Source organism: Collinsella aerofaciens (assembly GCF_015560135.1).
Lineage (GTDB): Bacteria > Actinomycetota > Coriobacteriia > Coriobacteriales > Coriobacteriaceae > Collinsella > Collinsella aerofaciens_AN.
On sequence record NZ_JADMRH010000013.1, the window covers coordinates 22,438 to 36,062 of the forward strand.

Sequence of the window (13,625 nt, forward strand, 5' to 3'; positions counted from 1 at the left end):
ACACGAAATTGCACTGCTGGAGCTTGCGGGCGGATAAACACCACTTGTATGGGACGGTTTCACCGGTCGCTCGCCACCTTGGGCTATGTTTGCCCCTATGCCTGCATCGAAGATTGTGCTGCCCGCTTGCGCTCCCAGCGGGCGAGCTTGATCGTCACTAGCGTGAGTACCCAGGCCACGAGCGAGAACGCGGCGCCAACGGCGCCCACGTAGGCAATGCCAATTCCGCTTACCACGGCGCCGCCCACCGCGGTGCCAAACGAGATGCCGACGTTAAACGCCATGGGCTCCACCGAGCTCGCGAGCACCATCGATTTGGGGTGACGGCTGCGGGCCACGTCCATAAAGTGCGTGATGCACGAGACCGAGAACAGATACATGAGCATCGCCAGACTAAAGACAAAAACGAGTGCGAGGGGCATGGCGGCGCCCACGGCAAACAGTCCAAACAGTGCCGCTGCCTGCAGCGTAAACGTCACGAGCAGCGCCTTCATGCCAAAACGCGCGTCGATCCATCCGCCCAAGATGTTCGAGATCAGGCAAAACACGCCGTAGGCCATGAGTGTAGTGCTTGCCTGGACGGTGCCCATGCCCAACACCTGCTCCAGATAGGGCGTCACGTAGCCGTAAAACACGTAGACCGACCCCACGCCAAACAAAAAGATGAGCATGCCGGTGATAATGCTCGGCTCGCGCAGAAGCCCCGCCTGCTCGCGGAATGTGGCAGGCTCATCGGTCTGTCCGGCACGCGGCATAAACGCCACGAGCGCAGTACAGATCAGAACGGCGAAGGCGAGCGTACCGTACATGGCAACGTGCCAGTCGAGCGTATCGGCCACAAACTTGCCGATCGAGGTCACAAAGACCATCGCCACGGAGAAAGCGCCGTACACCACCGAGATGGCGAGCGAGGTCTGCTGCGGAGACAGCAGCTCGGGGATATACGTCACGCCTACGGCGAGCAGTGCGCCCGAGACGGAGCCCAAGATGATGCGCGAGGCAAACAGCACTTGGAAGTTGGGCGCCAACGCCATGACAAGATTGCCGAGCACAAAGACAATGCTGTAGCACACGAGCAGCTGGTAGCGGCGGAAGCGTCCCGTGCTGAGCGCAAGCACCGGCGTCGCGATGGCGTAGACGAGCGCGAACACGCTGATGAGCTGGCCTGCGGTGGCAAGTGAGATGCCGAGTTCCGTCGCCAGGTCGCTCTCGATGCCGATAACCACGAACTCCGAGCAGCCGAGCGAAAAGCCCAACAACACGAGCAGCGCCAGGCAAAGGTTGGTGCGCGCGGGTGAAAGCGCGGCAGCGGTTGATGCTGTTGTGGACGAGGTTGCGGTGGTCAAGGCAGTTGCTCCCATGTTGCGTTATATGAGCTAGATTCAGTCTCTGCAACTCTAGCAGAATACGACAAGAAGCAGCGCCTTTGTCACATTCTGCGCTTGCCTGTATAGTCGCAATACAGGCGAAGATGGTCTCAGGTACATCGCGGGCGACAGGAGATCCCATGGGAATGCACACGACAAAGGTTGCAGTGGGCGAGGGCAAGTTTACGCTCGAGGCTCAGTTGACGGTGACGCCGCGAGGCATGGTGGTGTACGCCTGCTCGCCCGAGTTTGCACATCTGGGCGCCACGGCGCAGGCCATTCCGCGACCCGAGCCCGGACGCACGGCGACCGTGAGCATCTTGGCCGTTCCGTGCCATCGCGACGAGATCCCGGCGCACGACATTGCAGCGGCACTGGCCACGCGTTTTGGCGTGCCGGTGACCGCAAGCACGGGTTTTCATGTTGAGCAGGCGAGCAAGGACGATCTGCAGCGCGTGCTCAACACCACCAAGGAGCTCATCGCCGCGCTCGAAGAAACCGCAGCCCGCATATTGCGTGCCGGCTGGGACGAGGGCGGTGCGGGCGCCGAGGTCGTGGCGGTCGATGCCGCGACCGGCGAGGTGCTCACTCCTGTCGATCGCATCAAAGCCCATACCGGCGAGGGCATTCTGCACCAAGCATTCCTGACGCTTCCGGTCGAGGGCCAGGGCGAAGACACTCGTCTGCTGCTCTGCCGCCGCAGTCCGCTCAAGCGCCTGTGGGGTGGGGTGCTGGCCGATAGCTGCGCCGGCCATCCGCTCCCGGGGGAGGACGTCGCCGCTGCGACGGCGCGTCGCATCAACGAAGAGCTTGGCATCACGCGCGAGCCCGGCGAGCTCAAGCACCTGGGGCACGTGGTGTACCGCGAGGATCACGGCGACGGCCGCTGCGAGTGCGAATGGTGCGAGGTCTATCTGGCTCGCGTCGAGCCGGGCGAGCTACATATCAACCAAGAGGAAATCTCGGAAGTACGCCGCGTGGCGCCCTCCGAGCTCGATGGCTACCTGCAAGGTCATCCCGAGCAGCTAGCCCCCTGGCTCCGCGAGGCTCTCAACGACCCAACCATCCGCACGGCCCTCGCGATGTGATCACTGCCCAAACCGTCCCAACATTCGATGAAAATCTCAAAAACGAGAAAAACCGTCGAATGTTGGGACGGTTTTCCTGTCTGCGTCGGCGGCCCCCCGTGCCATCTGGGGGTATAAGGCAAGCAAGTGTTTATTTGCGAGGCTTAAGGGGCGCCCCGCATGGATGGGTGCGAGGGGAGTTTTGCAATGGTCGTTGACAAGGCAAACAGGAAAAAGATGTCCAGGGTGGCGGCAACCGCGGCACTCGCCGGCGCCCTTGCCATCGGCGCGGGCGGCTGCGCGGCTGCAAAGCCTGCGGGGTCGAGTTCTGGTAGCGCACCGGTGCACAAAGAGCAGGTCAAGAAGACTCCCGCACAGCTGGCGGCCGTGGCATACCGCGAGGTCCTCGAAGACCCGCAGGGCTACTTTGGACGTAATGACGGGCTCGAGGAGCAGTTTGTTGCCGATGCGGAGTACACCTACGCTCTGGTAAACATGTCGACAGACGAGCTGCCACAGCTGCTCGTCTGCGCATCGGGATCGAATGACGCGTGGAATGGTATGGAATCCGTGCAGGTATTTTCCTTTGACGCGAAGAGCGGCTCGCTTGTCACGCCGACGGAGGATCTCGCGGCGGGCGTTGCCGGCGCCGGCGGGTTCCGTGGCAGTCTGTCGTATTCGGCTGCCGGAAACGGGCTGCTATATTCTACGCTTTCGTCTGGAACGGGCATGGGCTCTATTGTGCGTATCACGCTCGACGGTGACCAGCTTTCCCAGACGTTTGCCGCGCCCGTCGACCTGTCGTCCGGTTCGAAGCTTTCTTCTGTCGTGAGTTCTGAGGGCAGGGAGATCACGTGGACAGATGTTGCCGACGACTCGGCTCTGAAGGATCTTGAAAGCGGAAGCTGGAAGAGCACTGTCGAGAAGGGCTCGGGTGCGGCCGATGCCGCACGGGCTGCCGGTTTGGCGACGTTTACGGGCACGGTGCGCATTCTTGATGACGCCGGGGTGTGCGACCTGCAGGGAGTAGCGAACCCCAACCCGGATTACCCGAGCGGCCACAGCTATGTCGTGCTCGATTTGGGAGGCGAACAGCAGGTGATGTGTCTCAGCGGTGATGGCTCCAGTCTGCGCGACGGAAACACCTCGCTGCTTTTGCTCGACACCACCGATTCCGGAAACTCGTGGAGCGCTCTCGATGGCAAGACCGTCACGGTCGCCGTCGATACGCCCCAGTGCTCTTGGCCGTCGGATACCGGCTTGCCGCTGGGCTCGCCGCGGTGCGCCGGCCATGTTGCTGTCATCGGCTAGATTGCATAATGCGGAAAAGGACCAATTTCTTTTCCGCATTTTTATGCTCCGTACCTGCGGTGATGGGTATACATATACCAATTATGAGTAGGGTGGAGGTGCAATATGGCTGTCGGCGAGCACAGGTTTGATCCCGATTTTGAATGGTGGTATAGCGAGGGTGAGGCTCCGGACGAGGAGTGGGGCGAGCCGTTGCCGAGCGAAGAGGCCGATACCGCTACCGATGCCGACAGCGTCGAGCCAGACGACCTTGACTCCGCCGAGCCTCTGACCTTCGAGCAGGCCTGGGCCCAGGCCGAGGCCGACGAAGCGAAGGCCGATGCTACCGCCACACTCAGCGAGCCGGCCGATATGTCGATCTCGCCGGCCAAGACGCCGCAGCCGCGCCATAACATCGACCCCGGCAGCACGGCGTCCTTCAGCATCCTCGACGTGCCCGCGCAGGGCGCCCAGGCACCAGCTCCCACGCATCGTCCCGACTTGGCTCGCGAGGAAGATGCGGGTCGCCGCTCTCCGCTCGGCCCTATCCTCATTGCCTTTATGGCCGGTGTCATCGCCTGCTCGGCGATCGGCAACGTTTGGGGCCATGTTGAGCAGCAGCGAAAAGACGCCGCCAAGGTCGAGATGTCCGTCGAGCAGTCGCTCAGCCGTACGCGCTCGGTGCATGTGTCGGTCGAGGTCAAAGACGGTGCGACGTGGGATACCGCGCGCGGCGACAGCCAGATGCTCATCCATATAGTGGGCCGCACGCTCAAGGGCCAGACGGTCGACGAACATCAGTACATCAACTCCGACGGCGATGGCATCGAGCTCAAGCCCGGCGACTATGAGCTCACCGTCGATGAGCCTCCCGTCGCCACCGATGGCACGCGCTTCCGCGCCTCAAAGCGCATGGTTCCCGTGAGCTTTAACTCGCAGGCGCCCGATACGGTCGATAGCACTCCGCAGGGTGGGTTTGATCTCTATGTGATCGCCCAATAGGTGCGTCGCCGCCCCGCGCTGCTCCCAAGAGTGGGACAATAGCCCTCGGTATTATTGTTTACTTTTGGAGGAAGTAGCATGTCCACCGTCACCACCATCAAGCGCGGTGGCCTCACCGCGGCCATCGATTCCATGGGCGCCCAGCTCACGAGCCTTGCCCTCAACGGCAACGAGTATCTGTGGCAGGGCGACCCGGCCTTTTGGGGCAAGCACGCGCCCATTCTGTTCCCCATTGTGGGATCGCTGCGCAACAACATGGCGACATCTGCGGCCGGCACCTGCGAGATGCCGCGCCACGGACTCGCTCGCATCGTCGAGCACAAGTTGGTCGAGGTTTCGGAGGACGGCTCCTCGGTAACGTACGAGATCACTGACACGCCCGAGTCGCTCAAGGCGTTCCCGTTCCACTTTAAGCTCAACATGACCTATGCCCTGACCGGCGACGCCACGCTCACGCAGACCTTTGCCGTCACCAACACCGGCGACGTGGCCCTGCCGTTCTCGGTGGGCGGTCATCCTGCATTCAACGTGCCCGCCCCCGGTGCCGAAGACGAGGCGTTCGAGGATTACGAGCTGGCGTTTACCGAGGCTTGGACTAACGAGGCCCCCATCATCACGCCCGACGGTCTTATGACGTTCGAGGGCAGCTACAAGGCTCCCGATAACTCGGACGTGCTGCCCATCACGCACCGCAGCTTCGATAACGATGCCATCATGTTCACCGATGTCCCGGGTTCCACGCTCACGCTGCGCGGCCGCAAGTCGGGCCACGGCGTCAAGATCGACTTTGAGGGCTTTAGGTACATCGGCGTGTGGTCTGCCGCCAACGACGCCCCGTTTGTGGCGCTCGAGCCCTGGACCGGTCACACCACCATGGACACCGAGGACGACGTCTTTGAGCACAAGGTCAACACCATCACCTTGGCTCCCGGCGCTACCGATAAACGTAGCTTTAGCGTCACCCTGCTCTAGAGGTTCCGCCGTTCTAATGAACGGCGGGCCGGTCGACGCTGCGCGCCGCCCAGGGCGACAATTTGCCATTCAAAAGGCAGGGCATGACCAGAAGGTCTATGCCTTGCCTTTTTCATGCCTAGTCGTTGGGGACGTTCTTGTTTGACTAGTCGTTTAAGAACGTCCCCAACGACTACCAATCGTTTTCAGTTCGTAAACTTGTATATATGCATTTATATATGCATTTGCTGGAGGTAGCGCTGAGCGGTATCCTGTTAAGTCGTCAGCATACGATTCAACAGGGAAGGCAGATTATGCATTCTCCCCATCAACGCGATGCGCATCCACAGCCGATATGCAGCCGTCGCATCTTTTTGGGTAGCGCTCTCGCTGCGAGCGCTTCTGTCGTCGCCGGCGCACTTGCCGGTTGCCAGCGCCCCTCCACGCTGGAAGTGGTTCAGCCCACGACGGGCGGCGGTCGCGACGACCTGTCCGATTCCGTGATCGGCAAGGACAAGATCCGCATTGGCATGGAGGCGGCCTACGCCCCGTACAACTGGCAGGTTTCCGAAGCCAGCGAGTACACCATCCCCATCGACAACGTGCAGGGCGCCTATGCCGATGGCTACGACGTGCAGATCGCCAAGATCGTCTGCAAGGCCCTCGGTGGCGAGCCCGTTGCCGTCAAGCAGAGCTTTTCGGGCCTTATCGATTCGCTCAACAACGGCCAAATCGACCTCATCATCGCCGGCATGAGCGCCACGCCCGAGCGCGAAGAGTCGGTCGGCTTCTCCGACCCGTACTTCATTGGCTACTTTGGCCTATTCGTAAAAGAGGGCTCGCCCTACCAAAACGCCACCAAGCTTAGCGACTTTAGCGGTGCCACGGTGCTCGGCCAAAAGGACACCATGCTCGACACCGTCATCGACGAGATCCCGGGCGTTGTGCACAAAAACCCGGTCGACTCCGTCCCCACGGTGTTCTCGAACCTGCTGCAGGGCACCTGCGACGCCGTGACCTACAACACCGAGAACGAGAAGGGCTATATGGCTCAAAACCCGGGCATCGTTCCCATTCATTTTGCCGAAGGCGAGGGCTTTAAGCAGGAGGTCGCGGCAAACGTCGGCTGCCGCAAGGGCTCGGACAAACTGCTTAAGCTCATCGACAAGACACTCAAGGGCATTAGCCAAGAGGAGCGCGACCAAATGTGGGACGCGTGCCTCGACCGTCAGCCGGCATAGGGAGGCAGCATGAAAACCGTCAATCGCCTGGCCTCCTTTATTAAGGCCGACCACCGTTATGTATATCTGGGCACGAGCGTTATCGCGGCGCTCGGCCTGGCGTTTAGCCAGCGCAACCCCACGCCGCTGAGCTTCTTGGCCCCCACCGGTATCTTCCAGGATTGCCTTTGGGCGATTCTTTGGGCCTGGATTGTCGTGTCGGCGGCGGCGCTGGTCACCAAGCTCATGCACTGGAGCGACTATCGCGTAAAGTCGCCGTTCGCCTCCGAGCGTTTCCGCCGCGGCGCGCGCCTGGGTAGCTATGTTGTGGTCGCCATCGCAGCGATCTTTTTCGTGGACCGCTGCATCATGTCGTTTATCGACCTGGTGCAGGTGAGCATTGTCTCGGATTCCAACCCCAGCGACTTTTTGTCGAGCCTGGTCTACATGACCTACAAGAGCGGCGACTTCTTCATCCGCGGCATCGAGATCACCATCGCGCTTGCCACCTTCGGCACCGTCATCGCATTCTTCCTGGCGCTGCTCTTTGTGTTCCTGCGTATTCAGACCTTCGACCGCGTGGACAACGACCTGGTGCGCTTCTTTAAGAGTATCGGCCGCGGCTTTGCGACCATCTATTCCACCATCGTGCGCGGTACGCCCATGATGGTCCAGGGCCTACTCATCTATTACGCGGGCTTCACCGTTTTGCGCGGCATGGGCTTCGAGACCGCCCAGGCCAACCAGATCTGGAATACCTTCACCGCCGGCCTCGTCACCATCTCGCTCAACTCCACCGCCTACATGATGGAGGTCCTGCGCGGCGGCATCGAGTCCATCGACCCCGGCCAGGCCGAGGCGGCGCGCTCGCTGGGCCTGTCGCAGTGGCAGGCTATGCGCAAAGTCGTGTTCCCCCAGGGCATTAAAAATGCGATTCCGGCGCTCACCAACGAGCTCATCATCAACATCAAGGATTCGTCGGTGCTCTCGGTCATCGGCGTGTTTGACCTTATGTACGCTACTACCACGGTCGCCGGCGTGTACTACCGCCAGATGGAGGTCTACTGCGTGGCGCTCGTGGTCTACCTGATCCTGACGCTTGTGGCGAGCCGCCTGCTCGAAGCCTTTGGCAAAAAGCTCGGCGCCGAGGCTCCGGCAACGCTGCCCAGCTCCAACTAGGCTCAAGACGAGGAGAATCATCATGGCAGATACCGCCACTACCGGCACCGCGGCCACCGCACAGACCAATGAGCCGCTCATCCGCGTCGAGGGCCTGCGTAAGAGCTTCGGCTCGCTCGAGGTGCTCAAGGGCATCGACCTGTCCGTCAATCCCGGCGAGGTCGTTACCATTATCGGTGCCTCGGGCTCGGGCAAGTCGACCTTCCTGCGCTGCCTCAACCTGCTCGAGACCCCGGACGCGGGCCAAATCTGGTTCCACGGCCAGGACCTTACGGCCGAGCGCTGCAATATCAATAAACTCCGCGAGGACATCGGCATGGTGTTCCAGGGCTTTAACCTGTTCAACAACATGGACGTGCTCGACAACTGCACGCTCGCGCCCGTCACGCTCAAAAAGATGAGCAAGGCCGAGGCCGAGAAGGTCGCGCTGGAGCATCTGACGAGTGTGGGACTCGAAAAATTCGCGCACGCCGCCGTGGGTCGCCTGTCCGGTGGTCAAAAGCAGCGCGTGGCCATCGCTCGTGCTCTATGCATGAACCCGCAGATCATGCTGTTCGACGAGCCGACCTCCGCACTCGACCCCGAGATCGTGGGCGAGGTGCTCGAGGTCATGCGCAAGCTCGCCGCCGACGGCATGACCATGGTCGTCGTCACGCACGAGATGGCCTTTGCCCGCACGGTGTCCGACCGCGTGGTCTTCATGGACAAGGGCGTGGTGCTCGAGGATGCCGCGCCGGCCGAGCTCTTCGGCAACCCCAAGCACCAGCGCACCCGCGAGTTCCTCTCGCGTTATCTCGAGGACAAATAACCGACCGCAAGCGCTTATGTGGCAGGGCCGCTTCGGTGGGGCGGCCCTTGTCGTCACAATCGAAAGGATGTCATGGCCGAGGTTTGGCGCTTCTTTGCGCATGAGGACGATTTTGCCGATATAGACGAGGCAGGCGCGTGCGAGCGCTTGGGCCGTGTGCTGTCGTTTCCGACTATCTCGAGCATGGATGCCGAGGCGGTGGACTGGCTGCCCTTCGACGACCTGCGCGCCTATATGCAGCAGGCCTGGCCGCATGTATTTGCGGCGGGCGAGGTCGAGCTTATCGACCATTCGTTGCTGGTGACGCTTTCCGGCTCCGACCCCGCACTCAAACCCGTTATGCTCATGGGTCACATGGACGTGGTTCCCGTGGTGCCGGGCACCGAGGACGATTGGACGCACGCCCCCTTTAGCGGGCATGTAGACGACACCTACATTTGGGGTCGCGGCGCCATCGATATGAAAGACCAGGTCGCAGGCATTCTCGAGGCGGTTGAGTATGCGCTGGCGCACGGTTGGCAGCACGAGCGCACGCTGCTCCTGGCCTTTGGCCAGGACGAGGAGACTACGCAGTACGGCGCAGGCGCCATCGGCCGCGCGCTCGAGGAGCGCGGCATTGAGCTTGAGTACCTGATCGACGAGGGTGACTACCGCATCGTTCCGGCTGCCGAGTACGGCGCGGGCGAGGACTGGCTCATGCACGCTGACCTTGCCGAGAAGGGCTACGCCGATATCGTGCTCAAGACGAAGAGTGAGGGTGGGCATTCCTCCAACCCCTACGGCGGCACGTCGCTTGAGGTGCTCAGCCGTGCCATCACCGCAATCTGCGATACCGAGTGGCCGACGCGCGTCACGGGCCTGCTTGCCGCACAGCTCGTCGAGCTGGGGCTCTACACGGCGGATGAGATTGCCATCAACAAGGACACCATCGTGCGCGAGTGCCTCGCCAGCAAGAAGCTCTATCCGCTGGTGACGACCACCTGCGCGCCCACGCAGATCGAGGGTGGCAGCACCGGCGCCAACGTAATGCCGCAGGATATGTGGGCCAACATTAACTTCCGCATGCTCGAGGGCACGAGCGTGGCCGACGTTGTGGCGCGCTGCCGCGAGGCGGTTGCCGCGGCGGGCCTTGTCGGACGTGTGGAGGTCGAACTCGGCCCCGGCAGCTCTGAGCCCTCGCCGTCCCCGCGTGTCGGTGGACCGGGACTCGAGGCCGTTCGCGCCATTGCCGCCCGCTACTTCCGTGATCCAAAGGGGACGGAGGAAAACGGATCATGCGAGCCAGTGGCAATTGTGCCCTCGACCGTGATCGGTGCGACCGACGCAGCTAACTACCAGCACATTTGCCCTGAGTGCATTCGCTTCTCGGCCTTTGTGGTTGATGACGACGAGTGTGATCGCGGCGTCCACGGCACCAACGAGCGCATCACCCGCCGCGCCTACCTCCAGGGCATTCGCTTCCTCGTCGCTCTACTCCAAACGCTCTAGAATGCGACAAGGCGATAGTCCCTTTGTTAGCCGTTGGGGACGTCCACTCATTCCGTGCGGGTTATATGCAGGTTTGCCTGCGCACGCTATCATGTATGGGTTAGACCGCAATTATGTACCCCATACGCGAAGGGATGCGCATGTATCTGAAGATCGACATGTTCTAGCCGGGCTTACCCCCGCAGCGGCGCCCCGCGCCCCATCAACTCTGCCGATTTTCACCTTCACGCATATAAAGGAGTCCCGCCATGCGCGACAAGCTCGAAAAGATCATCAAGGCCTACGAGGAGCTCGAGAAGAAGCTCTCCGACCCGGCCGTCGCCTCCGATATCAAGGAGTTCACGCGTCTCAACAAGGAGTACGCGCACCAGTCCGACCTCATCGCCGCCTCGCGCGAGTACATCGGCGCGCTCGATGACATCGAGGCTGCCAAGGAAATGCTGCACGATACCACCGATGCCGATGAGAAGGAGATGCTCCAGATGGACATCTCCGAAAACGAGGCCAAGCTCCCCCAGCTCGAGGAAGACATCAAGTACATGCTCATCCCGAGCGACCCCAACGACGACAAGAACACCATCGTCGAGATTCGCTCCGCCGCCGGTGGCGACGAGGCGGCCATCTTTGCCGGCGACCTCTACAAGATGTACCAGCGCTTTTGCGAGTCGCGTGGCTGGAAGACTACCGTGCTCGATTCCAGCCCCAGCGAGGCCGGCGGCTTTAAGTCCATTGAGTTCAAGGTCGAGGGCGACCGCGTCTACTCCGTCATGAAGTTCGAGTCCGGCGTGCACCGCGTCCAGCGCGTTCCCAAGACCGAGTCCCAGGGCCGTATCCAGACCTCCACGGCAACTGTCGCCGTGCTTCCCGAGGCCGAGGAGATCGACGTCCAGATCAACCAGTCCGACCTGCGCATTGACACCTACTGCGCCTCCGGCCCTGGCGGTCAGTGCGTTAACACCACTTATTCTGCCGTGCGCATCACCCACCTGCCCACCAACACCGTGGTGCAGTCGCAGGAACAGCGCTCCCAGATTCAGAACCGCGAAGTCTGCATGCAGATGCTGCGCGCTCGTCTGTACGAGATGGAGCTCGAGAAGCAGCAGGCAGAGCTCGGTGCCGAGCGCCAGAGCCAGATCGGCCACGGCAACCGTTCCGAGAAGATCCGTACCTATAACCAGCCCCAGGACCGCGTGACCGATCACCGTATCGGCTTCAACTCCACCTACAACGGCGTCCTTCTGGGCGATCAGCTCGGCACCGTCATCGAGGCACTTGCCGCCGCCGAGCGAGCCGAGAAGCTGGCACAAGCAGTTTAAGTTACGGCGTTTTACCAAACGCCGTAACTGCTCGACGCTGCGCGCCGCCCAGAGCGACAATTTGTCATTCAAAAGGCAAGGCATGACCAGAAGGTCTATGCCCTGCCTTTTTCATGCCAACTTGTTCGCTCTGGACGTCGCTCGCTGACATTGCCAAAACATCGGCGTTTCCTTGGTCGTCAAATGATCCGTAGGGAGTCATTGGGGACGTTGCCTTGAGATTTTATTCAGTCGGCTGTGATGGCATTTGAGCTGTTTGCCTGCTTAAAGCAATTAACGTCGTGTATCTGCTATTGAAAATATTGCTCAAAAAATCGTCCAAGAAGTCGCGAGGTGATTTTTGATGCGTCGCGCGTCAAGTGATTTGGCAAGTTCTTGGTTAGATATTGGTCAGTTTTGGGGCAACCTTGCCAAAAGCTTGACGAATGCAAATCTAGACGTCGGCGAATGAACACTTTGAGCGAGCCCGGTGCAAAATTCTGGGCTGATTCTCGATAATCGCCTTCAATCGTCCCTTGCCAAGCGCTGGCCTCGCGTACAATCTGCTCCGACATTCGCGCGCCGTCCGGCGCTTAAGAGGGGAGGACCCCATGGCAAACGAGATTTGGACCATCAAACGTTGTCTCGAGTGGACCAAGGAGTACCTGGCCGAGCGCGGCGAGGAGCACCCCCGTCTTTCTGCCGAGTGGCTGCTGTGCGCCGCCACGGGCCTGGCGCGCATTGACCTATATATGCGTATGGACGAGACGCTTAGCGCGGCCCAGCTCGAGACCATGCATGCGGCCGTTGTCCGCCGCGCTAAGGGCGAGCCGCTGCAATACATCACGGGCAGCACGCAGTTTCGCATGATCGACGTCGCGTGCGCCCCCGGTGTGCTCATTCCGCGCCCCGAAACCGAGATGCTCGTCGAGGAAGCCCTCAATTATCTGGATGCCGAGGTGCTGAGCCCCGAGGCTGCTGCCCGTCAGCGTGTTGAGCTGCCTTGGAACGATGAGGTCGAGCAGGCCCGCAAAGCCGAAGCGGCGCTGGCTGACGAACGCGCGGCCGCCGAGCGCCGTGCCGCCAACCTGACGGCCGCCGATGAGGCTGCGCTGGGTAGCGACGTGCTCGGTAGCCGCGCCTATGCCGAGGAACTGGCCGACCGCGAGGCCGAGGAAGCCGCCGCGCAGGCAGCAGAAGCCGAAGCGGCAGAAGCAGAGGCCATGGAAACCCCCGAGCCCGAGCTCGACGAATACGGCATCGCCATTGAGGACAACGACCAACAGGCGACTCCCGCGCAAGATGCCGCCGAGGCCAACGTATCTGCCCCAGCCGAGCCCCGCACTGCCCGCGTTCTCGAGGTCGGCTGCGGCACGGGCTGCATTTCGCTCTCCCTTGCCTGGGAGCGCCGCGGGCACGTTACCTGCACTGCTACCGATATCGAGCCGCGCGCCATCGACCTTGCTACCAAAAACCGCGATGCGCTTGGCCTCACGTCCGACGAGGTCGCCTTCAGCCTCACAAACCTGGTGAGCTCCATTCCCCGCGAAGAGTGGGGCACCTTTGACGTACTCGTCTCCAACCCGCCCTACATCCCCACCGATGTCATGCGCTCGCTGCCGCATGAGGTCAAGGACTTTGAGCCCGATCTGGCGCTCGAGGGCGGTGCCGACGGTCTCGATATCTTCCGCCGCCTGCTCAACGCGGCGCCCTACATGCTGCGTGCCGGCGGCCTGTTTGCCTGCGAGCTCTACGAGGGCGCGCTCGACGCCGCGGCTGAGCTCTGTCGTCAAGCAGGCCTTTCGGACGTGCGTATCGTCCACGACCTCACCGATCGTCCCCGCATCGTTCGAGCCATCGTCACCGAGCCCAAACAGCGTATTTAAGCTGAATAAATAGACATTTGCGCAAGTTTGTCCTTGCAATATACCGTAAAACTTCTACTATAGAAGGAGAAA

12 protein-coding genes are annotated in these 13,625 nt (G+C 61.4%); 10 read left to right on the forward strand and 2 right to left on the reverse strand.

Annotation, left to right across the window (positions count from 1 at the left end; translation table 11 throughout):
• Positions 1-95 precede the first annotated feature (95 nt).
• A complete protein-coding gene (locus I2H19_RS06595; RefSeq protein ID WP_229025635.1) occupies positions 96-1,346 on the reverse strand; it encodes an MFS transporter in 1,251 nt (416 codons plus the stop codon).
• Positions 1,347-1,507: 161 nt separating this feature from the next.
• Here I2H19_RS06595 and I2H19_RS06600 point away from each other — a divergent pair, with 161 nt between their 5' ends.
• The 9 genes from I2H19_RS06600 (at position 1,508) to prfA (ending at position 11,688) form a co-directional block, all read left to right on the forward strand.
• Entirely contained in the window at positions 1,508-2,455 is a 948-nt protein-coding gene (locus I2H19_RS06600) for an isopentenyl-diphosphate Delta-isomerase (protein WP_195622091.1), read from the forward strand.
• 186 nt (positions 2,456-2,641) lie between these two features.
• Positions 2,642-3,745, forward strand: a complete 1,104-nt coding sequence (locus I2H19_RS06605; protein WP_229089821.1) for a hypothetical protein — start codon at positions 2,642-2,644, stop codon at positions 3,743-3,745.
• Positions 3,746-3,850: 105 nt separating this feature from the next.
• A complete protein-coding gene (locus I2H19_RS06610) occupies positions 3,851-4,726 on the forward strand; it encodes a hypothetical protein (protein WP_195622093.1) in 876 nt (291 codons plus the stop codon).
• A gap of 78 nt (positions 4,727-4,804) precedes the next feature.
• Complete coding sequence (locus tag I2H19_RS06615; RefSeq protein WP_195622095.1) at positions 4,805-5,698, forward strand: aldose 1-epimerase family protein; 894 nt, start codon at positions 4,805-4,807, stop codon at positions 5,696-5,698.
• A gap of 293 nt (positions 5,699-5,991) precedes the next feature.
• On the forward strand, positions 5,992-6,918 hold the full coding sequence (locus I2H19_RS06620; RefSeq protein WP_195622096.1) for a transporter substrate-binding domain-containing protein: 927 nt from the start codon (positions 5,992-5,994) through the stop codon (positions 6,916-6,918).
• 9 nt (positions 6,919-6,927) lie between these two features.
• Positions 6,928-8,076, forward strand: coding sequence for an amino acid ABC transporter permease (locus tag I2H19_RS06625; RefSeq protein ID WP_195622097.1), 1,149 nt, complete (start codon positions 6,928-6,930; stop codon positions 8,074-8,076).
• A 22-nt stretch (positions 8,077-8,098) separates the two neighbouring features.
• A complete protein-coding gene (locus I2H19_RS06630; protein WP_195622098.1) occupies positions 8,099-8,884 on the forward strand; it encodes an amino acid ABC transporter ATP-binding protein in 786 nt (261 codons plus the stop codon).
• A gap of 72 nt (positions 8,885-8,956) precedes the next feature.
• Positions 8,957-10,372 (forward strand): M20/M25/M40 family metallo-hydrolase, encoded by a 1,416-nt coding sequence (locus I2H19_RS06635; RefSeq protein WP_195622099.1) that lies wholly within the window; start codon positions 8,957-8,959, stop codon positions 10,370-10,372.
• Between the two features lie 248 nt (positions 10,373-10,620).
• Positions 10,621-11,688 (forward strand): peptide chain release factor 1, encoded by a 1,068-nt coding sequence (prfA, locus tag I2H19_RS06640; RefSeq protein ID WP_055252487.1) that lies wholly within the window; start codon positions 10,621-10,623, stop codon positions 11,686-11,688.
• A gap of 290 nt (positions 11,689-11,978) precedes the next feature.
• Here prfA and I2H19_RS06645 read toward each other — a convergent pair whose 3' ends face one another.
• The gene (locus I2H19_RS06645) at positions 11,979-12,242 is read right to left on the reverse strand and encodes a hypothetical protein (RefSeq protein WP_195622118.1); all 264 of its coding nucleotides are present in this window, start codon (positions 12,240-12,242) and stop codon (positions 11,979-11,981) included.
• Positions 12,243-12,278: 36 nt separating this feature from the next.
• On the opposite strand from I2H19_RS06645, the gene I2H19_RS06650 reads away from it, so the two are divergent.
• Positions 12,279-13,553 (forward strand): N5-glutamine methyltransferase family protein, encoded by a 1,275-nt coding sequence (locus I2H19_RS06650; RefSeq protein ID WP_195622100.1) that lies wholly within the window; start codon positions 12,279-12,281, stop codon positions 13,551-13,553.
• The last annotated feature ends 72 nt before the right edge of the window (positions 13,554-13,625 follow it).